Origin of the sequence: Shivajiella indica, from assembly GCF_042683085.1 — a bacterium.
Taxonomy (GTDB): Bacteria; Bacteroidota; Bacteroidia; order Cytophagales; family Cyclobacteriaceae; genus Shivajiella; species Shivajiella indica.
In genome coordinates, this window is record NZ_JBHUIV010000014.1 from 34,000 (window position 1) to 60,391 (window position 26,392).

25 protein-coding genes and 2 tRNA genes are annotated in these 26,392 nt (G+C 37.8%); 13 read left to right on the forward strand and 14 right to left on the reverse strand.

Annotated elements, in window-relative coordinates; all coding sequences use genetic code 11:
- Positions 1-13: 13 nt before the first annotated feature.
- Positions 14-706 carry a carotenoid biosynthesis protein gene (locus ACFSKV_RS08660; protein WP_380801561.1) on the reverse strand — a complete coding sequence of 231 codons (693 nt, stop codon included), beginning with the start codon at positions 704-706 and terminating at the stop codon, positions 14-16.
- 103 nt (positions 707-809) lie between these two features.
- Between ACFSKV_RS08660 and ACFSKV_RS08665 the strand changes: the two genes are divergently transcribed.
- Both ACFSKV_RS08665 and ACFSKV_RS08670 read left to right on the forward strand, forming a co-directional pair.
- Entirely contained in the window at positions 810-1,115 is a 306-nt protein-coding gene (locus tag ACFSKV_RS08665) for a DUF4286 family protein (protein WP_380801562.1), read from the forward strand.
- A 30-nt stretch (positions 1,116-1,145) separates the two neighbouring features.
- Entirely contained in the window at positions 1,146-1,748 is a 603-nt protein-coding gene (locus ACFSKV_RS08670) for a DNA-3-methyladenine glycosylase I (protein WP_380801563.1), read from the forward strand.
- A 139-nt stretch (positions 1,749-1,887) separates the two neighbouring features.
- Here the strand turns inward: ACFSKV_RS08670 and ACFSKV_RS08675 are convergent, their stop codons facing one another.
- The gene (locus ACFSKV_RS08675) at positions 1,888-2,631 is read right to left on the reverse strand and encodes a hypothetical protein (protein ID WP_380801564.1); all 744 of its coding nucleotides are present in this window, start codon (positions 2,629-2,631) and stop codon (positions 1,888-1,890) included.
- A 51-nt stretch (positions 2,632-2,682) separates the two neighbouring features.
- Here ACFSKV_RS08675 and ACFSKV_RS08680 point away from each other — a divergent pair, with 51 nt between their 5' ends.
- Positions 2,683-3,003, forward strand: coding sequence for a Rieske (2Fe-2S) protein (locus tag ACFSKV_RS08680; RefSeq protein ID WP_380801565.1), 321 nt, complete (start codon positions 2,683-2,685; stop codon positions 3,001-3,003).
- Positions 3,004-3,005: 2 nt separating this feature from the next.
- On the opposite strand, the gene ACFSKV_RS08685 is transcribed toward ACFSKV_RS08680, so the two are convergent.
- Entirely contained in the window at positions 3,006-3,341 is a 336-nt protein-coding gene (locus tag ACFSKV_RS08685) for a tRNA-binding protein (protein WP_380801566.1), read from the reverse strand.
- A gap of 74 nt (positions 3,342-3,415) precedes the next feature.
- On the opposite strand from ACFSKV_RS08685, the gene ACFSKV_RS08690 reads away from it, so the two are divergent.
- Positions 3,416-3,793, forward strand: a complete 378-nt coding sequence (locus ACFSKV_RS08690; protein WP_380801567.1) for a hypothetical protein — start codon at positions 3,416-3,418, stop codon at positions 3,791-3,793.
- Positions 3,794-3,846: 53 nt separating this feature from the next.
- Here ACFSKV_RS08690 and ACFSKV_RS08695 read toward each other — a convergent pair whose 3' ends face one another.
- Positions 3,847-4,392, reverse strand: coding sequence for an RNA methyltransferase (locus ACFSKV_RS08695; RefSeq protein WP_380801568.1), 546 nt, complete (start codon positions 4,390-4,392; stop codon positions 3,847-3,849).
- Positions 4,393-4,475: 83 nt separating this feature from the next.
- On the opposite strand from ACFSKV_RS08695, the gene mutS reads away from it, so the two are divergent.
- From mutS to ACFSKV_RS08720, 5 genes are all read left to right on the forward strand, one after another.
- Positions 4,476-7,088 (forward strand): DNA mismatch repair protein MutS, encoded by a 2,613-nt coding sequence (mutS, locus tag ACFSKV_RS08700; RefSeq protein ID WP_380801569.1) that lies wholly within the window; start codon positions 4,476-4,478, stop codon positions 7,086-7,088.
- 61 nt (positions 7,089-7,149) lie between these two features.
- Positions 7,150-7,950 carry a helix-turn-helix domain-containing protein gene (locus ACFSKV_RS08705; protein WP_380801570.1) on the forward strand — a complete coding sequence of 267 codons (801 nt, stop codon included), beginning with the start codon at positions 7,150-7,152 and terminating at the stop codon, positions 7,948-7,950.
- A 146-nt stretch (positions 7,951-8,096) separates the two neighbouring features.
- Positions 8,097-8,169: transfer RNA gene (locus ACFSKV_RS08710), tRNA-Gly, on the forward strand.
- Between the two features lie 69 nt (positions 8,170-8,238).
- A tRNA-Leu gene (locus ACFSKV_RS08715) sits at positions 8,239-8,323 on the forward strand.
- A gap of 222 nt (positions 8,324-8,545) precedes the next feature.
- Complete coding sequence (locus ACFSKV_RS08720; RefSeq protein WP_380801571.1) at positions 8,546-10,789, forward strand: TonB-dependent receptor domain-containing protein; 2,244 nt, start codon at positions 8,546-8,548, stop codon at positions 10,787-10,789.
- 134 nt (positions 10,790-10,923) lie between these two features.
- Here the strand turns inward: ACFSKV_RS08720 and ACFSKV_RS08725 are convergent, their stop codons facing one another.
- The 6 genes from ACFSKV_RS08725 to ACFSKV_RS08750 all read right to left on the reverse strand — a co-directional run bounded on the left by ACFSKV_RS08725 (position 10,924) and on the right by ACFSKV_RS08750 (position 18,574).
- Positions 10,924-11,679 carry a hypothetical protein gene (locus ACFSKV_RS08725; RefSeq protein WP_380801572.1) on the reverse strand — a complete coding sequence of 252 codons (756 nt, stop codon included), beginning with the start codon at positions 11,677-11,679 and terminating at the stop codon, positions 10,924-10,926.
- Positions 11,680-11,786: 107 nt separating this feature from the next.
- Positions 11,787-14,657 carry a TonB-dependent receptor gene (locus ACFSKV_RS08730; RefSeq protein WP_380801573.1) on the reverse strand — a complete coding sequence of 957 codons (2,871 nt, stop codon included), beginning with the start codon at positions 14,655-14,657 and terminating at the stop codon, positions 11,787-11,789.
- 91 nt (positions 14,658-14,748) lie between these two features.
- The gene (locus ACFSKV_RS08735) at positions 14,749-16,254 is read right to left on the reverse strand and encodes a hypothetical protein (protein ID WP_380801574.1); all 1,506 of its coding nucleotides are present in this window, start codon (positions 16,252-16,254) and stop codon (positions 14,749-14,751) included.
- Positions 16,255-16,443: 189 nt separating this feature from the next.
- Positions 16,444-17,415, reverse strand: a complete 972-nt coding sequence (locus ACFSKV_RS08740) for an AAA family ATPase (RefSeq protein ID WP_380801575.1) — start codon at positions 17,413-17,415, stop codon at positions 16,444-16,446.
- A gap of 195 nt (positions 17,416-17,610) precedes the next feature.
- Positions 17,611-18,270 carry a pseudouridine synthase gene (locus ACFSKV_RS08745; RefSeq protein ID WP_380801576.1) on the reverse strand — a complete coding sequence of 220 codons (660 nt, stop codon included), beginning with the start codon at positions 18,268-18,270 and terminating at the stop codon, positions 17,611-17,613.
- A 127-nt stretch (positions 18,271-18,397) separates the two neighbouring features.
- Positions 18,398-18,574 carry a hypothetical protein gene (locus ACFSKV_RS08750; RefSeq protein WP_380801577.1) on the reverse strand — a complete coding sequence of 59 codons (177 nt, stop codon included), beginning with the start codon at positions 18,572-18,574 and terminating at the stop codon, positions 18,398-18,400.
- A gap of 152 nt (positions 18,575-18,726) precedes the next feature.
- Between ACFSKV_RS08750 and ACFSKV_RS08755 the strand changes: the two genes are divergently transcribed.
- A complete protein-coding gene (locus tag ACFSKV_RS08755) occupies positions 18,727-19,860 on the forward strand; it encodes an amidohydrolase (RefSeq protein ID WP_380801578.1) in 1,134 nt (377 codons plus the stop codon).
- A 69-nt stretch (positions 19,861-19,929) separates the two neighbouring features.
- On the opposite strand, the gene arsB is transcribed toward ACFSKV_RS08755, so the two are convergent.
- The 4 genes from arsB to ACFSKV_RS08775 all read right to left on the reverse strand — a co-directional run bounded on the left by arsB (position 19,930) and on the right by ACFSKV_RS08775 (position 22,816).
- Entirely contained in the window at positions 19,930-20,961 is a 1,032-nt protein-coding gene (gene arsB, locus ACFSKV_RS08760) for an ACR3 family arsenite efflux transporter (protein WP_380801579.1), read from the reverse strand.
- A 141-nt stretch (positions 20,962-21,102) separates the two neighbouring features.
- Entirely contained in the window at positions 21,103-21,714 is a 612-nt protein-coding gene (locus tag ACFSKV_RS08765; protein WP_380801580.1) for a low molecular weight phosphatase family protein, read from the reverse strand.
- A gap of 102 nt (positions 21,715-21,816) precedes the next feature.
- Positions 21,817-22,359, reverse strand: coding sequence for a DUF6428 family protein (locus ACFSKV_RS08770; RefSeq protein ID WP_380801581.1), 543 nt, complete (start codon positions 22,357-22,359; stop codon positions 21,817-21,819).
- A 127-nt stretch (positions 22,360-22,486) separates the two neighbouring features.
- Positions 22,487-22,816: an ArsR/SmtB family transcription factor gene (locus ACFSKV_RS08775; RefSeq protein WP_380801582.1), complete on the reverse strand. Its 330-nt coding sequence runs from the start codon at positions 22,814-22,816 to the stop codon at positions 22,487-22,489.
- Between the two features lie 322 nt (positions 22,817-23,138).
- Here ACFSKV_RS08775 and ACFSKV_RS08780 point away from each other — a divergent pair, with 322 nt between their 5' ends.
- The 3 genes from ACFSKV_RS08780 (at position 23,139) to feoB (ending at position 26,205) form a co-directional block, all read left to right on the forward strand.
- Positions 23,139-23,576 (forward strand): DinB family protein, encoded by a 438-nt coding sequence (locus ACFSKV_RS08780; RefSeq protein WP_380801583.1) that lies wholly within the window; start codon positions 23,139-23,141, stop codon positions 23,574-23,576.
- Positions 23,577-23,783: 207 nt separating this feature from the next.
- On the forward strand, positions 23,784-24,032 hold the full coding sequence (locus ACFSKV_RS08785; RefSeq protein WP_380801584.1) for a FeoA family protein: 249 nt from the start codon (positions 23,784-23,786) through the stop codon (positions 24,030-24,032).
- Between the two features lie 49 nt (positions 24,033-24,081).
- Positions 24,082-26,205, forward strand: coding sequence for a ferrous iron transport protein B (feoB, locus tag ACFSKV_RS08790; RefSeq protein ID WP_380801585.1), 2,124 nt, complete (start codon positions 24,082-24,084; stop codon positions 26,203-26,205).
- Positions 26,206-26,392: the final 187 nt, after the last annotated feature.

Below are 26,392 nucleotides of genomic sequence, written 5' to 3' on the forward strand. Positions count from 1 at the left end.
CAGAACAATAGATTTATAAAATATAATTCAAGGTGGCAAAAAATAGAACAAGATTTATCAATAGATAAGTCGAAATCACATTCTTTTTTTGAAACACCGATTTTCTGTATATCATATGAATGATGAATGCTACCCCAAACCACCCCAAGTAATTGGATAATGGTATGATGTCCATTTCCCAGGACCAGAAATCCAAAGCCATAGCAACAGGTTCAATTAGATAATCAACAGCAACCATCAATCCTCCACCCAATACTGAAGCAAGCCAGTCATTCTTTATTTTCTTATGAAATAATTGTCCGGAAAGGTAAATCAAAATAAACCAATTAATTCCTATCATTAAAGGAACCTCAAAAAGCTTGATGCCCAATACTGGACCATAATTATAATTTCCAAAAGGGAATCCTGTATGAACGCCCATAGCCTCCGATCCAAAGCCCAGCACAAATGCAAAAAATGAAAAAACAACAAAATTTTTGTTCCAATCCAAATGAAATAGCAGCAATATTCCCAAATTAAGCAGAAGATGAAAAGGTGTCAACATTTGGAAAATTGGTCTTGTCAAGGGAATGGACATACCGATTATCCCTACCACATAAAAAATGCTTATTATTAATTTGAATAGCAGCAATTTCCTTTGTTGGATAACCTGGATTATTCCAAGTAAAGAAATTTCATTTTGTTTTTTTGTCTGACCAACTATCATGTTGAACCTGTATTTGGGAGTAAGCTCTCTATTAAATTAACTACATGGATGTATATTTGTTGAGAATTGGGTGAAACAAAAGTAAAAATAAAAACCAAGTATTATGATTTTATATAATGTGACTGTCAATATTGAAAAAGAAGCTGAATCAGATTGGGTGCTTTGGATGAAGGAAACCCATATTCCGGATGTCTTGGCAACAGGAATGTTTTTCGAAAACAAATTCTACAAAATACTTCATGATTCTGAAGATGGAAGCGTAAACTATTCTGTCCAATATTTTACTGATACCATGGAGAAAATCATGGAATACCAAAATACTTTTGCCAGAAAATTGCAAAATGATGTAAAGGAAAAGTTTGGTGAAAAATTTGTGGTCTTCAGAACATTGTTAGAAACAGTAGACTAATTAAATAATCTCTTACCTTAAAGCTTTTTTATGGACCAGGTCTTAGAACATAATATTTACCGATGCCCTTGGTGTATGGGTTTTGCCGACTATATCAAATATCATGATGAAGAATGGGGAATACCGGTTTTCGATGACCAAAAACAATTCGAATTTTTGGTACTTGAAAGTGCTCAGGCAGGACTGAGCTGGTCTACGATACTTAAAAAAAGAGAGGGTTACAGACAGGCTTTTGCTGATTTTGATTATAAGATTGTGGCAGATTTACCGGAGGGCTATGTTCAGGAACTACTTCAAAACACAGGCATTATCCGAAATCAACTGAAAATCAGAGCGGCCATCAACAATGCCAATAGATTTATGGAAATACAAGCATCATTTGGAAGCTTTGCAAATTATATATGGGATTTTGTGAATGGAAAACCCATCCAGAATGAATGGAAAGAACTTTCACAATTACCTGCCACTACCTCCATTTCGGACCGCTTGGCCAAAGACCTCAAAAAAAGAGGTTTCAAATTTCTGGGAAGCACTATCATCTATGCCCATATGCAAGCCACCGGCTTGGTCAATGATCATTTGGTAGACTGTTGGCGATATGAACAGGTCAGAACTCACGGCCAAAACATTTAAAATTCGGTATTTATGATGCCTAATTCCAAATTGATCAAGAAAGGATTCTTTAAAAGAAATTCCCAACGACCTATCCATCAAGCCATTGGGAATTAGTAGTTGATTATTGGTAATTAGTAATGGGAAATTAAATTGAATTTTATTTCCCTGGCTTGTAAGCATCCTTATACTTACTCCAAATCTCATAAATCGGATTGCCTGTAGAGCTCAATCCACTGGAATGCCATTCCCCATCTATGACATTAAAATCAAAACCCAATTTGGCTCCTACTCTGGAATCATCTCTTGAAAAAAACTCAATGTTTTCTTCATATTTGCCATTATTTGCGGTGTAAGTCCCTCCACCTGTACCCATAAATTCTTTTGTTGAAGAATTAAAAGCAATCCATTGAAATCTTCCGCCACTGAGGATTTTTACAGTTCTTCTATCACCCGGAGTACTTCGCCTTATTTCTCCATCAGATTTCCTTCCTGTAAACACCCAATTTGCTGTTAAAGCATCTTTTCTATCACCGATTTTCACCCAAATTTCCACCAAAGTTTGCCCTTTAACCTGTCCGGAAATCACCATCTTACCTTCTGACAAATCCAAACTAAAAGTAGTTGTATTGCCTACTTCCTCAGGAATTAAAGTGAAAAAATCCAAGGTTTCCTGGTATTGATTACCATCAAGAGTAAATTCTCCTCCTCCGGCTCCAACAAATTTATTACTTCCAACTTCCTTGGCACCAAAAGCAAAGTAACCATCCTGATAAATTTTAACATATTCTTTATCCGTTACAGGCTGACCATTTTGATGCGTCATTTTCCAGGCCCCTTCAATATTTTGGGCAATTAGAACTCCAGATATAAACAGTAAAGGCAGAAACAGTAAATTTTTCATGGTATCTTTATATTAGGTTTAGATTACTAAATTACTACAACATTCGTGCTAATGAAAACCTTTATACTTGGACGGACAATTGAAGAGTTGAATAGACTGGTGCCTCAAAGACAGATCAAAACCATCAAGCTGGGAGAAAACAGAATCTGTTTATCAAGGAACGAAAATTCTTTTTTTGCTTTTGAACTACTGTGCCCCCACAGAAAGGCAGATTTAAGTAGAGGTAAAATCAGTGTGAATGATGAAATCATTTGCCCTTTGCACGAATACCGTTTTGATTTGAAGACTGGAATTGTAAAAAATGCACAATGTCAGGATCTGACCATCTATCGGACAGAACTTACGGAAAAAGGTTTGAAAATCATGATTTAAAATCAAATCAACCGTGCACCATTGGGTACAGGTTTATCTACCGCCGATAAAACAATCTTACTGTTCCCATCATCAAAACCTGTAACCAAAACTTCTGACATAAAATCAGCAATCTGTTTCGGCGGAAAATTACAGACACAAAGCACCTGCTTCCCCAGCAAGTCTTTCTGATTGTAATAATCTGTTATCTGTGCTGAAGATTTTTTGATGCCGATTTCTCCAAGATCTACCCAAAGTTTATATGCAGGTTTTCTGGCTTTCTCAAAATTTTCAACTTTAATAATTGTACCTATTCTAAGTTCAATTCTTAGAAAATCACAAAAGTCAATCGTTTGCATTAAGAAATATTTTTACTATTTTTACAAACCTTACTGCTTAATCACAGTTAAATCTACTCAAACCTCTAAAATAAATGACGTCAACAGACAAAATTTCTTCAAAAGAATACAAGATACTTACGCTTTGTACAGTTTTTTGTATTTATTTGAATATTGCTTCATTTGCCCAAGGGGAAAGGGAAAGAAATCCCCAGGATTTTCCTAAACATTCAGATGCTATTGGTCAATATGACAGCCCAGATGCTTCATCATATGAAAATAGAACTGAAAGTTTGTACAGACAAAACTCATCTCAAAACAAAGACGTTGTAGAAAAACCGGTTACTTCAACAACTAAAAAAGAGAATCCACTATTCAAGCAGGGAGGAGAGAAAGACGCTAAAAAGGAAGGAATTTCAACACTTTCTTTTAATTTGTTTCTTTACATTGTTGACAAGTTCAAAGAAGATTAAATGCAAATACCAATAAATCCAAAATAAAAAAGAGACCAGGTGGTCTCTTTTTTTTATTTATTACTTTTCAATACCCCCAATTTTACCGCAAAATCCCATATAGCAATACCCAAAGTAACCGAAATGTTTAAAGAATGTTTGGTTCCTGACTGCGGGATTTCAATCACAACATCGCTCTTTTCGATAACTCCCTGCTCAATTCCGAAAACCTCATTCCCAAAAACCAGGGCATATTTTTGATTAGGTTTAGGCATAAATTCATGTAACATGACACTTATATCTACCTGTTCAAAGGAACAGATCGTAAATCCTTCATTCTTTAAGGCCTTAATCACTCCTAGAGTTTCTGTATGATATTCCCATTCCACTGATTCTGTAGCACCCAAGGCAGTTTTTTGAATTTCCCTATTTGGAGGTGTCCCTGTAATCCCACATAAATAAATTTTTTCAATCGCAAAGCCATCAGAAGTCCTGAATGCTGAACCTACATTATTTAAACTTCTAACATTATCCAAAATAATGGCCAAGGGAATTTTTTCTGCCTGCTTAAACTCCTCCACTGTGGGGCGGTTAAGCTCTTCCATACTTAATTTTTTCATGTGGTTTTGTTTCCCTTTTTATATCTTTTATTTTCATGCTTTATTTATTTCAAAATTAGCATAAAGATTTAATTCAGGGAAAAATGGCAAAAGTGAAGGATAAAGAAGTCAAAGAAACCCCCTTGATGAAGCAATACAATGCCATTAAAGCAAAACACCCGGGGGCTTTGTTGCTTTTTCGGGTCGGGGATTTTTACGAGACTTTTGGAGAAGATGCCGTTAAAGCCAGTAAAGTTTTAGACATTGTACTAACCAAAAGAGCAAATGGTGCAGCCTCGCATATTGAATTAGCAGGATTTCCACATCATTCTTTGGATACCTATTTGCCAAAACTGGTCAGGGCAGGTAACCGTGTGGCAATATGTGACCAATTGGAAGATCCTAAAGAGGTCAAAGGGATTGTCAAAAGAGGAGTAACTGAATTGGTAACCCCTGGATTGTCATTTAATGATAATGTGCTGGATAAGAAAAGGAATAATTATCTGGCCTCCATATTTTTTAATAAAGAAAATCTTGGAATTTCATTTCTGGACCTTTCTACGGGTGAATTTATGTGTTCAGAGGGAAACCAAAGTTATATTGAAAAACTTTTACAAAGCTTTAGCCCTTCTGAAGTAATATATTCCAAGACAGCCAAACAAAGAGCACAGGAGACTCTCAAAGATCAGTTTACAACTTTCCATTGTGAAGATTGGGTGTTTCAATATGATTATGCCTATGAAAAACTGACCAATCATTTTTCCACGAACAACCTAAAAGGGTTTGGAATAGAAACGATGGAATTGGGCATAATCGCAGCAGGGGCTATATTATTTTACCTGGAAGAGACAGAACATAAAGAAGTTAAACATATAGCATCTATCTCAAGGATAGCTGAGGAAAAATTTGTCTGGCTGGATAAATTTACCATTAGGAATTTGGAATTGGTTTATTCCAATCTAGATGGTGGAATCCCCCTGATCAATATCCTGGATCAAACCGTAACACCTATGGGATCCAGGATGATGAAAAAATGGATGGTTCTTCCTCTTAAAGAAAAAGACCCCATTGAAGAAAGGCTTAAAGTCGTGGAGTTTTTTTTCGAATCCCAAGAGGTGGGTCATGAAATTCTATTCCATTTAAAACATATAGGTGACCTTGAAAGGCTGATTTCTAAAGTAGCTGTGGGAAGAATCAATCCCAGGGAAATGAACCAACTGAAGAAATCATTAAAAAGCACCCTGCCCATTAAAAACCTACTCAAGAATTCATCGAGTGATTCTTTGAGAAAACTATCCGACCAAATCAATCCCTGTGCGTTTTTGCTGGAAAAAATCGAAAAGGAATTACAGGAAGACGCACCAATGCTCGTTCACCAAGGAGGTATTATCAAAGATGGTGTGGATCCTGATTTGGACGAATACAGAGGATTGGCAAACTCAGGGAAAGATTATCTCATCGCCCTTCAGCAAAGGGAAATTCAACATACTGGGATCAGTTCTTTAAAAGTAGCTTTTAACAAAGTCTTCGGATATTATTTAGAGGTTACCAATGCCCATAAAGAGAAAGTTCCCCAGGAATGGATCCGGAAACAGACCTTGGTCAATGCGGAGAGATATATTACCCCGGAACTGAAAGAGTATGAGGAAAAAATCCTTAATGCGGAAGAAAGGATGGTCAGCATAGAACAAAAGTATTTTTCTGCTTTGGTTCAGGACGCCTCTGAATATGTGACCCAAATCCAACAAAATGCCAGAATATTGGCTACTGTAGATTGTTTATTATCCTTTTCAAGAGTAGCAAAGAGCAATAACTATTGTAAGCCAAAAGTGTCAGATACTGATTCCTTGGAAATTAAGGATGGCCGCCACCCAGTTATTGAAAGGCAGCTTCCCTTAGGTGAGGAATATGTACCCAATGATGTCTACCTAGATAATGAAAGCCAACAGATTATCATTATCACAGGTCCCAATATGGCAGGTAAATCCGCATTGCTCAGACAAACAGCACTCATTGTATTGATGGCTCAAATGGGAAGTTTTGTACCTGCTTCTTACGCAAGAATTGGAATAATTGATAAAGTGTTTACAAGGGTAGGAGCCTCAGACAATCTTTCAAAAGGAGAATCTACCTTTATGGTTGAGATGACAGAAACAGCAAGTATATTAAACAACCTATCTGATAGAAGTCTGGTACTCATGGATGAAATAGGCCGGGGTACTTCAACTTATGATGGAATCTCAATCGCTTGGTCCATTGTGGAATTTTTACACAATCATCCAAAATTTAGGGCCAAAACTCTATTTGCCACCCATTACCATGAGCTGAACCAATTGGCAGAAGATTTTCCAAAAATCAAAAATTACAATGTTTCTGTAAAAGAAGTTGGAAACAAAGTGATTTTCCTTAGAAAACTCAAAGAGGGGGGAAGTGAGCATAGCTTTGGTATCCATGTGGCACAAATGGCGGGAATGCCCAATCCTATTGTGTTAAGGGCTGCAGAAATTATGAAACACTTGGAAAAAGACAAAGCCTTAAGTGCTTCAAAAGATAATCTTAGGGAAATGCCTAAAAATAATTTCCAATTAAGCCTATTTGATATGGATCCCAAATTAAAAGAGGCCCGTGAAATGATTGAAAAAATAGATATAAATACAATTTCCCCCATTGAAGCATTAATAAAGCTCAATGAAATCAAAAAGAAATTGGAAAATTAAAACTTCTGCTATATTTATTTACGTTAAAGGAAAAGCGTTGGGCCTTCTAAATAATGAAAATATGGAAATAGGGTTGTTGGAAGAACTTAGAAAACAGAATAAGTTATCAAAATTCTTTTCTTATTGGCAAAATAAGAAAAGAGTCCAATACCCAGGTGAAAAAGAAATGCTTCATGATTTGGAAAAAATGAGTCAAAACCTTGCCATGAAAGAAGGTATAGTTTTGGGTTGTTTTGATTACAGGGATTTAAGTCTGGCCTTTTTTACAGAAAATATTGAGGAAATAAGTGGTCATTCCGCTGAGTTTTTGAAAAAAAACGGTATTGCAGGAGTAATTTCAGCATTACATCCTGACGATGCCAGGGAGCACGTCGAGTTCAATAACAGATTATTGGATGAGTTCAATTCAATGACTCTTGCTGAAAAAAAAACTCTGGAACTTTCTTATACACTCCGGTGGCTTCACAAAGAGACAAATAAAGAGATCTGGTTTTTTACCAAAGCCAAGCCTTACCTTATTGATGATAATGGTGACTTCATTTATGACCTTCATATTGGTTTCCAGGTTACCAACCATGAACATCTCACAGAATACGATTGGAATTTTTCTTACATAAAAGATGATGGAACCAAAATTTCCTACAAAAAAAATAATGGGAAAAAATTAGATGTTCCACTTACCAAAAAAGAAAAGGAAGTAGCCAAATGGATTGTTGATGGACTTAATACAAAAGAAATCGCAGAAAAAATGTTTATTTCCCAAAACACGGTATTCACACACCGTAAAAGATTACTGAAGAAACTCAATGCAAAGAGTACAGCTGAAATGTTCAAAATACTCGCTTCTTTAAAAATAGAATAAAGGATTGATTCTCAGTTTTTAGAGCACTTAACAATTAAAGAACTTAAAAAAAATTGAATGCCACTTTTGCAATTTTAGAAAACTGATTTACCTTTGCACACACAAAAGACGGAGACAAAAGGTCAAAGCTAATTTTAATGTAAAAAGCGAGAGTAGCTCAGTTGGTAGAGCACAACCTTGCCAAGGTTGGGGTCGCGAGTTCGAATCTCGTCTCTCGCTCTAAAAAGCCCTTAGAATAAGGGCTTTGTTGTTTAATACAACAAATATTACCTCTAGATAATAGAGTAAGCCGGGATGGTGGAACTGGTAGACACGCAAGACTTAAAATCTTGTGGCCATATCGGCCGTGCGGGTTCGATTCCCGCTCCTGGTACTTAAAACCTCGCTTTTTGGCGGGGTTTTTTGTATTTTGGGGATATAGATTTTTTATAAGCCTTTTTAACCATGTTCACAGTTTACGCCATTTCAAGTCTTACCAGAAATTATATTTTAGTAGGTTTATGTGCTTACTCTGAAAAAAGTAATTGACCAACCATCCTCTTTCTTTTTTCCCGAAATTCTTTTTGTGCTTAACTTCCAAAAAATTGATTATGCTATGAAATCCGGCTTTCTACTCTCATTATTTATAATTCCCTTCACCCTTTTTGCCCAAACCAAAATAACCATCATTGATAAAACCAACCAGGAACCCATTCCGGGAGCAATTATCAAAATACAGGGACAAAACAACCAGATTTCGGATGCCAATGGAATTGTGGAGTTGATGATTCAGAACCCAATTATCCTTCAGATTTCTCATATATCTTATGAGACCATCACCCTACAGGTTGAGCCTGAAAAGGAATTCATGATAAGCCTCTCTCCTATCCTTAACCCATTAGGCGAAGTCTTGGTGGTTGGCTTTGAATCCGAAAGACCCTTGATACATCAGGCAGGAGCCATTTCCAAGGTCTTCGAAAGTGACCTTTATCGCTTCAATGAAAATTCCATTTTAAGTGCCTTTAATACCAAACCTGGGATAAGAATAGAGCAAAGGGCACTGGCAAGTTATAGGATATCCATCAGGGGAAGCTCCCTTCGTTCTCCGTTCGGGGTCAGGAATGTGAAAGTCTATTGGAATGACATCCCCTTCACCTCTCCGGATGGCACTACCGCCTTGAATATTCTTGACTTGTCAAATATCCAAAATACTGAAATCATCAAAGGTCCGGCAGGAAGTATTTATGGGGCAGGTAACGGCGGTGTAATCAGTTTTGAAAGTAGAAAAAGGGTGGAAGAAAACTACCTTTCCTCCGATGTAGGCTTTGGCGACTTTGGCCTTTTCAGATATAGAATTGGCATTGACCAAAAAATTGGTAACGGAGGGATCAACGTATCCTATGTGGATCAAAAATCTGATGGATATCGGGAACATAATGCTGTGGACAGAAAAGTATTCCAGTTGGCATTACATACCAACCCAAGTGAAAAACAAAGCCTTTCTGCTCAAATATTATATTCTGACCTGAATTATCAGATCCCAGGTGCACTAACTCAGGTGCAGGTGGAGGAAGACAGAACGCAGGCCAGGCCGGGTTCGGTCGCTCAGAATAGCTCTATTGCTCAAAAAACTTTGTTTGGAACCCTCTCCCATGAAATTTCCCTTTCCCAAAAATGGAAAAATATTACCGCTTTATATGTAAGCACCACAGATTTTGAAAATCCATTTATCCTTGATTACAAGAAAGAAACTTCTTATAGCTATGGGGGAAGGACAAAATTCACTTATGATGATCAGTGGGGAAAGTATCCGGTGCGGATTATTGCAGGTGCTGAATACCAATATGGTAATACTTTAGCACAAAATTTTGGAAATAGGCAGGGTGTTGCCGATACAATCCGGTTTAGTGATGATTTGGTCACCACTCAGGCTTTTTTATTCCAGCAATTTGAAATCGATTGGACTGAAAAACTTTTAATGACTGTAGGATTCAGTGAGAACTTTGCCCGCTATGATATCAATAGATTGATAGATGCAGGACCTGCAGAACCATCTTCCAATACAAAAAATTTCAATCCGGTTTTCATACCAAGATTGGCCCTGGTCTATAAAGTAAACAATTGGTCAGGAATCCATGGAAGTATAAGTTCTGGTTTCTCACCTCCGACCATTGCAGAAGTGAGGACAAATGAAGGAAGCATCAACCTGGATCTTGAAGCTGAGCGGGGTATTAACTATGAACTGGGATACAGAAGTAAATTTGGAATTTTCAATTTTGATTTCACGGCATTTTACTTTAAACTCAATGAGACCATCACTTCTTACACCAATGATCAGGGAGTGGTTTTATTTAGAAATGCCGGAGCCACAGATCAAAAAGGAATCGAATTCAGTATTGATTATGCACTTTACAGAAACCAGCTTAGTGCCATACAGGAAATCAAATTGAACCACGCATTTACGGGGCATTACTTCTATTTTTCTGATTATGAGAGTGGAGGAAATGATTATTCCGGCAATCAGTTGACGGGGGTTGCACCTAATTCTTTGGTCAATTTATTGGACATCCGATCAAAACTTGGGATTTACTTGAATGTTACCCACCAATATGTGGATCAAATCCCATTAAATGATTCCAACACGGTTTATCAGGATGCCTACAACCTGATAGGTGGACGAATGGGCTGGAGAGAAACGCTGGGAGGAAAATGGGATCTAGAAATTTATGGGGGAGTAGACAATCTTTTGGACGAAGAATATAGTCTTGGAAATGATCTCAACGCATTTGCAAATCGCTTTTATCAACCCGCTCCAGGAAGAAATTTTTATGGTGGTTTAAAATTTGGTTTCCGATATTAAAAAAAATGAGGAATAAAACCCTTTAGTCTTTATTCCTCTATGGTTTAAAACCGTGAACAAAAAAATTGCTTAATCACCCAAGACAAATCTACATGATTTAATAAGACAAAAAAATACCCTGTACAGGGTATTTTTTAATAATTCACGGCTAACGACAGTTGCGTTTGTATTAAACGTTTGAGGGTTAAAATTCTTTCCGATGCATAATATGATTCTGCTTTTGTTATTTCCTCAAAAGCATTTTTTAAGTTCTTCTGGTTATTGTAGTAAATCGCTTTATTGAAATACTCCAAACCTTTTAATTCCTTTAAATCAATTGTCCTGTAAATTGAGGGGTTAATCAATGAGTTAATCGCCCTTTGATCAGGATGAAGATAAAGTGTATTATTTTTTGCATCAGATTTAAACTCAGCTAAATACGAAGCAACTTCATTTTTATCAGAAATGAAACCATTAAAACTATCCGTGGACTCAAGGATAATTTGTTGCTTATCTAATTCAACCAATAAAAATACATGATGTGAAGTTTCAATGATTTGATAATCAAAGCCATAAAAATCCAAAAAAGCGGCCATTAAAAATGAACCCGAGACACAATCAAATTTCCCTGATTCAATCAATTCCTCGACAGTGGAATATTGGTAATAATCATAAAGCAAATGAAGTTGTGATCTATAAAAAACCATTTTCAAAAATTTTTCACTTTTATCAAACTTCTTATAATCTTTTTCAAGCTTATTCCGCAATTTATTGAACTTAGGACTTACAGAGTCCCAATAGGAAATAAATTCCTCTGAAGAAAATTGCAATTCTTTCTCTCCATTTTCAGTTAATGCATGGTTTGAAAATGGAATTAACAGGACCAAAAGAAAGATAATCAACGACTTCATTTCTCAATGTTATTAAATTGTTAAGCCAAATTAACATTTAATTAACATTAAAGCAAAAAAAACCTCCTCTGTTAACAGAGGAGGTTTTCTTATTTAAAAAAATCGAATTACCAAAATGTATATCTAAACCTTAGAGCAATTCTCCTACCCGGCCTAAGTCTTGTAAAAATCTCATCTTCTGCACCGTACATCCTGAATGTTTCCTCCTTTAAATCATCCAATAAGTTGGTTACATTTAGAGTAGTTTGAATTCTTTCAGATTTACCCCAAGTTTTATTGATGTTTAGATTTAATGAATGAAAAGGAACCGTATAAGTATCAGTTCTATTTCCAAATCCAATATAGTTTAAGGTTGGTCCCTGCACATTATAAAATAAACCGGCCTCCAAACCTGAAATCATATTATTATAAGAGAATCCTGCATTGATGATATAAGGCGCCTGACCTGCCATTTGCCTTGTCCTGGAAACTTCTTCCCCCTCTCTTGCAGATAAATTCCTAGACCTGAATTCAGACTCGGCCATTTCAATAACTGATTCAACCAAGGTCACGTTTGTATTGACAAAGAAATTTTCAAGTTTTGGAGAAATCATCCCAAGTGATTTTCTAAGTTCCAACTCTACTCCCAGTACAGAACCATTTCCTACGTTCCTTGGCTGGAATGCTCCAGGGTCAGATAAGAACTGGACCATTTCAATAGGCTTATCAAAAGTCTTGTAAAAAATGCTTCCCGATAATATTTCACTTCTCTGCATGAATTTTTCCCATCTTAGGTCAAAATTATTAATCCTGGTAGCCTGCAGATTTCCATCCCAAAGTACTTCGGTACCACCTTCAGTAGTTTCAGGAAACAAAGATCCAATAAATGTCCTTCCGGAAATAGGATCCAAAATTTCCGCAAAAGAAAGTTCCTTAAAAGAAGGCCTGGCAATCGTTCTGGATGCTGCAAATCGAATATTTTGATTGCTTCCTAAACTTTGTACCAAATTAAGAGTCGGAAAAAGATCCAGGTCATCCAAGACTTTTTCATTGTCAAAAACAATTGTATTGGTTTGGTTTGTACCGGTATAATATTGTGTAAACTTTTCAACCCTAAGACCTATTATCGCCCTAAGATTTGTAAAAGGATTAAATTCTGTAGAAGCATATCCCGCAATATTATTCAAATTTGAGTTATAGGAATTCGGGTTGATTGGAATGAATGTAGGATCATATCTTATTCCGTTTCTGTTGTCCGCAGAAAAAAGATTTTCCTCCAGCAACACCTGGTTTGGGTCTCCATTGAATACTGTGCTACCGGTATTAAACTGAAAGTCCTCAATTAAGAAATCTCTGTTTTTATAAACGTAAGCACCTCCAAATTTCAATTTCGCACTTCTTCCTGCCATCAGATAATCTCTTGTAAGATTAAGATTTCCGAAAACATTTTCCTCATCAAGATTTCTCCAAATTCTCGTTGGTAGTCCTACTTCGGTACCTATTGTATTGTTGGGAACCCTAAATCTGGTAATCCTTACATCCGGGTCTTCAATAGTTGATTTAGTGGGAGAAACTTTCCAATCCAATTGCCACTTCCTATTGACTGTAAAATGTGTACCACTAAGCAAAAGGTTCGTCATAGACTTTTGGCTATACTCTATATTATATTGGTCCGCTTCAAATTCAGCCCCAAGATTGGTGTTAATAAAGTAAAACTGACCGACTTTGGATTCCCCACCTTGAAGTCTCAATAAATTCAATTTGATCTTGGTCAAATCAGATTTATAGGCAATTCCAGCAATTCCACCCAAAAGAACGTTATTCACTGAATAATTTCCTTTTGATTTTTCTAATGCTTCTAAATTAAAATCTGATTGATCTCTTGGTTTTCCGTAAAGGTTAAATTCCGCATCCTGATAAAACTCAGTTTCATTTCTATAGGTAAATGCCAAGTTGTATCCGAATTTTTTGTTCCGGATATTAAACTGGTCACCGATAGAATAGCCCATACCAAAATCCATTGGACTGGTCTTATTGGTACCTCCGAGTATTGGGTTAAAATCTCTTAAAATTGATTGAAAAAGCTGGCCTCTTTCTGAATTGGGGTTCCCTACAACTTCAGCAAATTGAGGGATATTATCCACTCCTTGGGTAGGGATAGTTCTGGTCCCATCATCAAAACCCAACCAATCAGTCTTACCTCCTTCTATATTTATGGAATTTTTGTTGAAGTGCATACTTGGATTGTATCCACCTGTAACACTTAAAACCATTGTTTTTTCCTCAGGAAAATCTTTGGTCTCTATGTCCACAATTCCTCCGGTAAAGTCGGCGGGTAATTCAGCTGTAAATGATTTGGATACTATAATGTTATCAATCACATTAGTAGGAAATATATCCATTTGAATGGTATTCCTATCTGGATCCAAACCCGGTACTTCTACCCCATTCAGGATTGTTTTAGTATATCGGTCTCCAAGCCCTCTAATGTAAACATATTTGCCACCTTCAACTGAAACACCGGTAACTCGCTTGATTGCTGAGGCAGCATCACCATCACCTATTTGGCGGAATGTCGCATTAGAAATCCCATCAAGAAGATTCGCTGAATTCCTTTTTACGCTCATTAATGCGGCTTCTGTGGTCCTAATTGCCTCCGCAGAAACAGTCACTGTTTCCAAATCTGAGGTAAACTCCGACAGTTTAATATTTTCCAAAACAGCAAAGGAGCCTGGGCCAACGACAATATTTTGGATTTCCAGTGTATTATATGAAATGAAAGAGATCTTTAAGGTGTAAGTTCCCGGATCAACCATAATTTCAAAGTCACCATCAAAATCCGTTACGGCACCGGTTTGAGTTTCAACCACAAGTACAGCGACGCCAAAGAGAGGTTCTCCAGTTCCTTCATCATAAACTGTTCCTCGAATTGTACCTTTCTGACCATAAGCATAAATACCTATAAACAAGGTCAGAACGGTTAATACTAAATTTTTCATATTGTAATTTTTGATACAGCAGATCGAATTATTTAAAAGATAAAAAAATGTAGAAGGAGCTATTGCAATCGCTCCCTCTACTTATATTTAATTATTTTAAAGCATCTAAATTCCCGGCAACTGCAGTCCATGACCAACCTGCGAAAGCAGATTTATCTGCGCCAACAGTATTAGCATGTAATGCAACATCTGTTGCGCTGGCATCAGTGCCATTTCTGAATACGGTAGCTAAAGAAACTCCAGTTGGTAGAGTAACTTCCAATGTGTTAAATTTTAATGCACCGCTTGCTAAATTTGCCAAAGATTTGTCACCGCTGATGGAAAGATCTCCTCTACCTTCTGTAGTGGCTGGGTCTGAGAAGCCAAAGAAATAAATGTTTTCAAAAATCCCATTGGCACCATCTCTAAAATCTCCCAATTCAGCAGCAGCACTTCCAACTACTGTTCCATTTTTTACAGTATGACCCGCTATAAATGAGCCTTCTGGACCATCAATTTCCAAAGCATGGTCAGTTTCTGAACCACATACAACAATAAAGTTATCAAGTGTTCCGGACCAAGCTTGGTCAGTATCTATAGCATCATCTGAAGAATTCCAAACAATAGCATTGGTAACACTTACTGTACCTCCAAACCATTCGATTCCATCATCTTGATTCGCAATCACTTCCACATTTTCAATGATTGTTCCTGAACCAACACCCCCAAGAGTTAAACCATTAATTTCGTTACCTTCACCGATATTGGCTCCTCCATGTCTGATTGATATATATCTGATTACTCCGGAGTTATCTTCAGGATTGTCACCTCCATACCTTCCATTTTGATCTGATGCAGGAATTCCTTCAATCTGAACCTCAGAAACGTCTCCTGCAAATGAGCCTGGAGCCCTTCCAAGTACAAGTACACCACCCCAAAGACCATTGATTGTTGGATCAAGATTCGGGCTAGCTATCATTCCTGGTTCAATCTCGTCTGCCACAGAAGTGAAAATAATGGGAGATTCAGCGGTTCCATTGGCAAATATTTGGCCTCCTCTCGCAATAATCAAAGCAGTAGCATTGGCACCTGAACCAGCTTCACCTTTGATTATGGTTCCTGCCTCAATAGTTAAAGAAGCCCCATCAAGGACAAAAATTCTTCCGGCCAAAATATAAGTTTTATCAGCAGTCCAAGTTACATCTCCTGTGATATTATCAGTTACCCTAACTGTAGTTTCCTCTGCACCAACTGTCAGAACGTGTGTAACTTTAGCACTTGATCCATCTCTATCTGTTGCGGTAAATTCAAAAACCAGATTTTTACCTGCATCAGCCGCAGTTGCAGTGTAAGAGAAAGTTTTGCTTGCCGAAGTCTCACCGTTAAGGGTTTCATTGGCAAAACTGGCTCCGTCTTTTGTAATTGAAAATGTAGCCAAACCATCCGGCGCAGAAATAGTCGCTGTGACAGGACCAACAGTTCCACCAGCCGGGATAGACGCAGTTGCCGGAATTCCGGTAATTGTTACGGGATTGTTTGGTTCCGGATCATCTTCACAGCTGATCAGTAAAAATACCACTGATAACAACATGAGAAGTTTTGATGTAATTTTTTTCATGATTTTAAAGTTTAGTTCTTCGGTTGTCCTTTTAACCGATGCAAAACTCATTGAAAAAAAATTTTATTCGGATTTTTTTGAATTATGCTTTTTTTAAAAAATAAAGTGAGATTTAATATTCAATTAATTTGATAACCAAAAAAAAAAGCCTCGGTGGTCACCGAGGCCTACTTAATGTCGAATTAGCGCCTATTTCAATGTTACCGTTTTGTTAATTGGGATTTTTTCTAAAAATATCCGCACCAAATCACGGGTACTTACATTATCTGCTTCTGCCTCATAATTGAGTATAATCCTGTGATTAAGTACATCTTCTGCTACGGCTTTGATATCTTCCGGCAATACATAATCCCTTCCCTCCATGTAGGCCATTGCCCGTGATGCAAGATTTAAATTGATGCTGGCCCGGGGAGAAACACCAAACTGTATATATTTTGCTTCTTCTTTTAAACCATATTTCTCAGGAAACCTTGTGGCAAAAACAAGTTCAATAATATAATTTTCCAAAGGTTCTGCAATTTTCACCTCGTTGATAGCAGCCCTAATGGCAAATATATCTTCTTTGGATAATATCGCATTTACTTCTGAACTGAAAGACATATTCGCCATTCTTCTCATCACCTCCATTTCATCCGCTTTTGAAGGATAGTCTATATGCACCTTCATCATAAAACGGTCTACCTGGGCTTCGGGTAACGGATAAGTTCCTTCCTGATCAACTGGGTTCTGGGTTGCCAAAACAAGAAAAGGCCTATCAAGTGGAAAAGTTGTCTCCCCAATTGTGACCTGCTTTTCCTGCATGGCCTCCAACAAAGCGGATTGTACTTTAGCCGGTGAACGGTTGACCTCATCAGCCAAAATTATATTTGCAAAAATAGGACCTTTTTTTACCTCAAAACTTGCCTCCTGTTGGTTATATATCATGGTTCCCACCAGATCTGAAGGCAATAAGTCCGGGGTAAACTGTATCCTTTTAAAATCCAGATGCAATACTTTTGCCAGTGTATTCACGGTTAGGGTTTTTGCAAGACCGGGCACACCTTCTAATAAAATATGACCATTGGTAAACAGTCCAATCAATAGACGGTTAATCATTCGGTCCTGACCCACCACCACTTTTTTGACTTCTTCTACAACCTGTTGGATTTTTTCCTTATGCATGTAATTTTTAAGATATATTTTAACTAACCCCTTTAGAAAACTTCAAGTAATTCAAAATCGCTCTCTAGAGTTCCTGCTCTTTTAACGCCATAATGAATGTACACGATCCTATCAGAGGGCCTAAATTAGAACAAATTACCCTTTATGCCAATTTCCAATTTTGGTAATTGATAAATGGTAAGATTTATTAACATTTTATCCTCTCTTTTTAAAGGAAGAACTTGATGAAAACTTTTTTTCCCCTCCCCTTTTGGTGTTTTGAATTTTCTTTTCTGTGACATTTAATAATCTATAAATTTTCTCTTGCTCAAATTCTCGGATTTCTCCTACCTCAAACCCTTCTATACTTAAATTTTCCATAGACCATCTGACCAATCTTAGAGTTGGAAAACCCACTGCAGCAGTCATTTTCCTGACTTGCCGGTTTTTCCCTTCTATTAAAGATAACCGAATCCAAGAATCCGGAACGGATTTTCTAAACCTGATTGGAGGATTTCTTTCCGGAAGAATTGGCTCCTCTTCTAATAAGTGTGCAAGGGCTTTCTTTGTACGGTATGTGCTGCCCTCTACATTGATTTCAACTCCCCTTTCCAATTTTTTGATAGCTTCCAAAGTTGGTTGCCCTTCTACTTGTACCAAGTAAGTCCTTTGATGTCCAAAGGTCGGATGTAATAAGTAATTGTTGAGAGCTTTATCATCTGTTATCAATAATAGACCTTCGCTGTCTTTATCCAATCGACCTACAGGGTAAACTTCTTTAGGAAAATCACCAAGTTCTTTTAAGGTATCTTTTTCACCACTAAACTGACTGAGAATCCCAAAAGGTTTATAAATCACAAAATAGCGGTAAGACATACAGGAGAAATTAAATTTTTAGCACTGAGTAATTTGGTCAAATTTCTTAAAAAATAAATCAAAAGGGCCATGTTGTGTTTCAAATCTGACACAACATGACCCTCAAGAGTTTTTGTTAAGTTTTTCATCAACTCCCGCAACCAATACAATCAAAATGGCTGTCCATAGGTTTGACGCCTTTCAATTGCATTTCCAAATTATGGATCCTGTCCCGTGCTTCCATGTCCTGGAACATATCCCCTGTCAGGGTAGTTTTCAGGTTTTGGATTTCTTCCTCGATTGCGATTTTCTGTTCTGCTGTCATATTCAAATGGTTTAAGCGGTAAGTGCCTTCAATATATAAAAGTTCGAGGAAATTTATAAGTCTCCTGAAAAACAGGGGGAATAATTTTAACTTTATCCTTTCTAAAAGAAGTGAAAAATTGCATGTTTTGAAAAACCCAAAAGAAACTGACCATGGACCAAGCCACTATTACCAAACTCAGCAGCTTCAGAAAAAAACTCCATCAATATCCAGAGCTGTCAGGAGAAGAAAAAGAAACTGCCAAAAGGGTTTTAGATTTTTTCAAGGAAATCCAGGTTGATAAAACCCTTAAAGGTCTGGGTGGAACCGGCCTTGCTTTCGTATTTGAGGGAAAAGAACCTGGTCCAAGTTCTTTGTTCCGCTGTGAACTGGATGGATTACCCATCAAAGAGGAAAATGATATTCCTCATAAAAGTACTATTTCAGGCAAATCCCATGTCTGCGGCCATGATGGGCATATGGCCATCATCTGTGGATTGGGTCTTGAGCTTGTCAAAAACCGCCCTAAGAAAGGTAAGGTAATTCTGCTTTTCCAACCTGCAGAAGAAACAGGGGAAGGCGCATATGCTGTTATCCAGGATCCAAAGTTTAAGGAAATAAAACCGGATTATGCTTTTGCGCTCCATAACTTACCCACTTTTGAATCTCACCAGATTATCCTCAAAAAAGGGGCATTTGCTGCTGCTTCAACCGGTATGATCATCCATTTTAAAGGAAGAAATTCCCATTCCGCACACCCTGAAGCCGGAAATTCTCCTGCAGTAGCCATGTCCAAAACCATTGTCGCATTGGAAAGGCTGCCCGATGCCATGAAAAAATTCACCCTGGTGACTGTCATTCATGCCCGGTTAGGTGAAATCGCATTTGGAACAACTCCGGGAGAAGCTACAGTAATGGCAACTCTCAGAGCTTTTGAAAATGAAACCAGAGATCTTTTGGTCACCTATGCGGAGAAACTTTGTACACAGATTGCCAAAGAATACGGCTTGGAAGTTTCATTTGATTACACAGAAAAATTCGCCGCGACACATAATGATCCCGAAGCTTGGGAATACGGAAATCAAGCGGCGAAAAAGCTTGGATTGAAAACGAAGCACGCCCGCATTCCTTTCCGTTGGTCTGAGGATTTCGGGCTTTTTTCAAGCCACACCAAAACATTGCTATTTGGATTGGGGTCGGGGAAAAAACAACCTCAGCTTCATGAATCCAATTTTGATTTTCCGGATGATCTGATCCCAACAGGGGTAGATATGTTTTGGGAAATCATCAAGCAATTGCATCAATAATGGGGATGAATAATATCCCTTGCCCAAAAATCCAATTCATTTAAATTTTGCCCTGATTTTCTCTCCAAATCAATATTTCCATTTATTCGCCAATGTTACCAAACTTAGCATCACTGGAACTTCTACCAATACACCTACTACAGTAACCAAGGCTGCAGGACTTTCCAATCCAAATAAGGCAATTGCCACGGCCACGGCCAATTCAAAGAAATTACTGGCACCGATCATTGAAGCCGGAGCACAAACTGAATGCTTAAGGTTTAATTTTCTTCCTCCAAACCACGCCAAAAAGAAAATAAAATAAGTCTGGATAATCAGAGGAATGGCAATCAAAAGGATTATCATTGGATTGTTAAGAATATTTGGCCCCTGGAAAGCAAAAAGTAAAACCAATGTAAACAAAAGTGCTATGATGCTGACTGGTTTGAATTTGGGTAAAAACTCTCTTTTGAACCAAACATCTCCATATTTGGCTACCAAGCTTTTATTGGTTATCAAACCTGCCACCAAAGGAATCACGACAAAGATTACCACTGAAGCTACCAACGTATCGTATGGAACCGTGACATTAGTGATCCCCAATAAAAGACCTACCAAGGGTACAAATGCCACCAAAATAATCAGATCGTTAACGGATACCTGCACCAAAGTGTAATTTGGATCCCCATCGGTCAAGTAAGACCAGACAAAAACCATAGCGGTACATGGAGCCACGCCTAACAAAATTGCCCCAGCAATATATTCCCCTGCTAGTTCAGGTTCAATGTAGGCTGAATAGAGTTGATCAAAGAAAATCCAGGCAAAGAATGCCATAGTAAAAGGCTTAATCAGCCAATTGATAATGACTGTCCAAATCAGTCCTTTTGGTGCCTTACCTACATTTTTGACAGATCCAAAATCAATCTGTAGCATCATAGGATATATCATTAACCATATTAGAATGGCGATGGGAATATTTACATTGTAAATTTCCATATTGGCCAAAAATGACATACTATCACCGGCCAAATGACCTAACAGGATTCCAGCTCCAATACAGATACCGACCCATAAGGTCAGGTATTTTTCGAAAAAAGCTATTTTTTTCTGAGTTTTTGACATTGCTCTAAATTTTAACTGCCAGTATATTTAGCTGTTTTTATATTTATTGACCGATACTTATTGATATTAGCTTAGCGATATTGATAGATATTTGGTTTGGGCTAGAAATAATATCAATCAATATCCAATATCCACCAATATCTATTTTTCAATCTTAGAAAATACATATAGTAATTCTGAAGCAATCTGCATTGACCTCTCATCATACTTTTCAGCTTCTTTTTCCGTACCATCAAAGGCTTTCGGATCCTCATAGCGGACCGGAATTCTGGCATCGGCGCCAGGAATAAAAGGGCAGTTCTCATCCGCATGGGAACAGGTCATCACCGCTGCAAAATTTTTTGTGGCATTAGCGGAATCATCGAATATTTTGCTGAATGCCACAATCGGATCTTCATCATCGGAATAAAAAACAAAATACTTGGGATTACCCTCTCCTTCTTTGCTGAGCTTGAAGCCAAATCTTTTGATGGATGACACTGCCCGCTCATTGAAGGCTGTGACTTCCACCCCACCAGAATAGGCGTTTATCTCGATTCCATGGTACGCTGCAGCGACTTTCCCCCAAATCTGTGAAAACTGACTTCTACGGGAATTGTGGGTACAAATAAAATTCACGTTGATTTCCTGATCTTGATCGACTTTCCTTTGGAGGTAATCAATCAGCATTTGAAGAACTTCTTTCCGCTCTTCAGGAATTGGAAGCGACTTCGCTTTCTCAATATAAGTTTGGAGGGTTGGGTATAGGTTCATTTCTTTAGAGTAAAGAGGCAAGAAACAAGAGTCAAGACACAAGAAACGAGACGCTAGAGTCGAGAGTACTTCTAATCTCTCGCTTCTCGTATCTCGCATCTCCTAACAGCAGCCTGATCCAGGTTCACAGCTATTGACTTCCTGGAGAGAAGCAAGGGAAACTCTGATTTTTGGTTTTTCGCTAACCGGTCCGCAACAAGCGGCCGCTTTTTCCTCGGGTGTGGTAGCCCTGTCCTTGGCTTTACAGGTAGTCTGATCAGGCGTAAGTTGCACAATCAAGGCATTGCCTGTATCCTTAATGTTGTGAACAGGTAGAACAGCTGTTGGGAAAACAGAATTGCCATATTCAAACTTGATCTCCGCTTCTGGATAGGTTTCCCTTACCCGGTTTACCACATCGAAGATCTTCATCGCCTTAGTAGTGTCCACCACGTGGTCAGGCTCAGGAATTTCATTTTCCCACAATTGCACATGTACTTCTGACCATTGGTTACGGATGCCGCCACAGTCTACTGTGTCGAAGTTGACATTTTTGATTTCCGTGACGTGGTAGTCGGTTCTCACATACTGTCCACTTTGATATTCGAAGAAAAGTGCCATATCAGGGTTTTCTTGGAGGATTTTGGTGAATTCTGTTGTTTTCATATTTTTAGGTGATTAACCTTTGAGGTCTTTGAGACCTCGAAGGTTTAATGATTAAAATGGTCTAATAAATATTTTCTTATATTTCGTCAAGAGAAAACCTTCGAGGTCAAAAAAAGACCTCAAAGATTTAGCAGCAGCCCGAGATCTTCGGAAAGCCGCTGAATAATTCCTGAAATAGATTTTGTACTTCTGCCCAGCGGACAGCATCAATGCAATAATTGACGGATACGCCCTCAATACTTCCTTTGATCAGGCCGACTTCTTTGAGTTCTCTAAGGTGTTGGGAGATGGTGGCCTGTGCCAGACCCAGTTCCTGCACCAAATCCCCGTTGATACAGGAATTGGATTGGATCAGGTATTCCAGGATGGCAATTCGTGCAGGATGTGCAAAGACTTTGGCTATTTTGGCCAGTTCGTTTTGACTGTCAGTGAAAAGATCTGTTTTGGTGACACCCATTATTTGAGACTTTTAGAGGTTAGATTCGAGAGTCTAGAGATAAGATTAAAGACAAAAGAATTAAGATTTGAAATTAGGCAGACATAAAGTGGAAATATTGGTGAAATATTGATTAAAATCTAAGGTTAAAACCAATTCAACTATTTCGGCAAGCATATATCGCAGAAAACATATTTCAATCTATTCAACATTTTTTCTACTTTATTTCGCCTCCAGCTTATTTCTATCTATGTCGTTCCTGTTTCGGATATAATTACATTGCAATATTACGATGGATTAAATAAAAAACCAAACACTCAACGATATTTTGTATATTAAACCTATGAATACCTATGTACAACTCTGGAAAGAAGGCCGCACCCGGTTTACCAATCAATTGGCCAAGATCAAACCTGAAGACCTTCCTAAAAAAATTGGAGGAAGTCCTAATTCCGTTGGATTTTTAATCCGGCATATCGCTGAGGTTGAGTTACTTTTTGCTAAAAATGTTTTTGGAAATATGGATGTCAAGGTGGATGCAAAGACCCTGAAATCACAAAGGGATACAGGCGAATGGACCGATTTAGACTCCCTTATGGCACTTGTAAAAGAAGCGGGTGACCAACTAGAAAAAGCCATGAACAGTCAGGCCGATTGGGATGCGGTCATCAAAACCCAGGAGTTTGGAGAAAAAACTAAAGCTGAGGCTCTAGGAAGGATCACAACCCACACGTCTTACCATGCGGGACAGTTGGCCATTGTCCTGAAATATGGAAAATAGTCTGAAGTATCTGAAAATATCAGAGCCTATTAAAAATCAGATTAAGAAATATGGGGAAACCTTAATCATTTATTCTAAAAGATCTCCTTTACTTTTTCAATTGGGAAAATTATCGGGAATTAATCTAATTAAATTGCTTCTGTTTAAAAACTGCTGCAAATTGCATATCCTTTCTGAATCAGATCAATTCCCTTATCAATTAAATTTATGATTAATGCCACAGACATGATTCCAAACCAACCTTACCAAATCGAATCCATTCAGGATTCACCTTTTTTGGTCAATTTTCTGGAAATAGGAATATTTGTCGGAAAAAGAATCAAATTGTTGCATAAAGCGCCATTCTCAGGCCCATTGGCTTTTGAGGTTGAAGGGAATCAGGTATTCATGCGGAAAAATGAGGCAAAGATGATTCAGGTCGTTCCGGAAAATGAATTTTTAGAAGTTAAACTGTAAAACCTGATCAGATACCCAAATTTCCCAACCTCAAAAGCCCCTGAATTACATGCAGCCTTCAGTTAACTCCAGAGAAAAAACCATCGCTATCATTGGAAATCCCAATGTCGGCAAATCGAGTATTTTCAACCAATTGACTGGGCTTAACCAAAAAATTGGAAATTATCCTGGTGTAACCGTAGATAAGACTTTGGGATTCTTGAATATCTCTGGAAAACAATACCAGTTGATCGACCTTCCCGGAACCTATAGTATTTTCCCAAAATCGGAAGATGAATTGATTGCGATGAGGGTTTTGACAGGTATGGAAGAAGAAAAACCGGATGCTGTCATTGTGATTTTGGACGCCTCCAATCTGGAAAGAAGTCTGCTGTTGGGTACACAGGTTATAGATTTGGGACTTCCTGTTGCTTTTGTGGTTAACATGAAAGATGTTGCCGAAATAAATGGGATCAAGATTAAAACCCATTCCCTTTATGAAGCCTTTGGGATACCTTTGGTGATGACCGATGCTAGAAAAGTGGTTGGAATGGATGCGATCCGTTCCTTGATAGTAGAGGAAAAATTTAGGAAGCACGGGCAATTTCTTGAAATCACAGAAATTGCTGATCAAAAATTACTTGAAAAAGTTAAAACCAAATTTGAACTCCAAAACTTATACCAGGCATTTCAATACCTGATTTTTGGTGAATCCAATAAATTGATTTCTTCCGAAAAAAAAGAATGGCTTCAGGAGGCTTGTAAGGAATATGATTTTGATATCCATAACGCACAAATTGAGGAAAGTAAAAGAAGAAATTCCAAAATCAGAAACTTATTAAAAGGAGCTACCACCTCATCAAATTTGAGGTCAACCCAATTTTCCAAAAAATTGGATGGACTTTTACTTCATCCCATATTGGGGTATGTGGTGTTTATCGGTATCATGCTATTGATTTTTCAGGCAATTTTTGCCTGGGCGGAAGTACCCATGGACTGGATTGATATGGGATTTGCCGAAATCTCAGCATGGATTTCTACTAAATTACCACAAGGTGTATTTACTGACTTCCTGGCAGAAGGATTGATCCCTGGAATCGGTGGAATCGTTATATTTATTCCTCAAATTGCCCTTCTGTTTGGATTTTTAGCATTTTTGGAGGATACAGGGTACTTATCGCGGGTGGTCTTTCTGATGGACCGCATCATGAAACCCTTTGGATTGCATGGAAAAAGTGTAGTCCCTTTGATTTCAGGTTTGGCTTGTGCCATACCTGCTGTCATGGCAACAAGAACAATCACTAATACAAAAGAAAAGCTTATCACCATTTTGGTAACACCTTGGATGAGCTGTTCGGCCAGATTGCCCATTTATATAATTATTATAGGATTGGTAATACCCTCTGAAACCATCCTTGGTTTTAACATGCAGGCATTAGCACTATTAGGCATGTACCTTTTAGGAACTGTTGCCACCCTTAGCGGTGCACTGTTGTTGAATCTGGTTTTTCAACAAAAAGAAAGAAGCTATTTATTAACTGAATTACCAATTTATCGTTTTCCAAGATGGAAGGCAGTTCTCTTGACTATGTACAGCAAGTCCAAAGTTTTCGTATTGGAAGCAGGCAAGGTGATTTTATCCATTTCCATTATCCTTTGGGTGTTGGCAAGCTATGGCCCGCCTGCTACCATGAATTCATTGAATGAAGAAGAAGCTACCTTAATAGAATTGGCAAACTCAGAAGAAGATGCTGCTGAAATTGAAGAATTGTATTCCTCTAAAAAACTTGAAGCTTCTTTTATGGGGATTATGGGTAAAGCAATAGAACCCATCATTAAGCCATTGGGATACGACTGGAAGATTGGTATCGCACTGATCACTTCATTTGCAGCGAGGGAAGTCTTTGTAGCCACCATAGCGACCATATACAGTATAGGTGGTGATGTGGATAATGAACTGACCATCCGGGAAAAGCTAAGTCAGGAGACCCGTCCGGATACAGGGAAAAAAGTTTTCAATCTGGCCACCGGAATTTCCTTAATGGTATTTTATGCTTTTGCCATGCAATGCATGAGTACTTTGGCCGTAGTAAAGCGAGAAACCAAAACATGGAAATGGCCTATCTTTCAAATGATTGTAATGACTGCCGTAGCTTATATTACAGCATTGATCACTTATCAAACACTTCTTTAATATGTTTCAGGAGATTTTGGTCTTTAGTCTGTTTTTTCTTGTCCTTGGAATAGGAACGTACAGGTTTTTTTCCAGAAAAAAAACAAAAGCAAAAAAGGACTGTGGCTGTAATGGTTGTTATTAAATATAAAATTCTTTAAGCGGGGAAACTTAAAAATGCTTAAAAAAATATTTCTCAATCCGATAA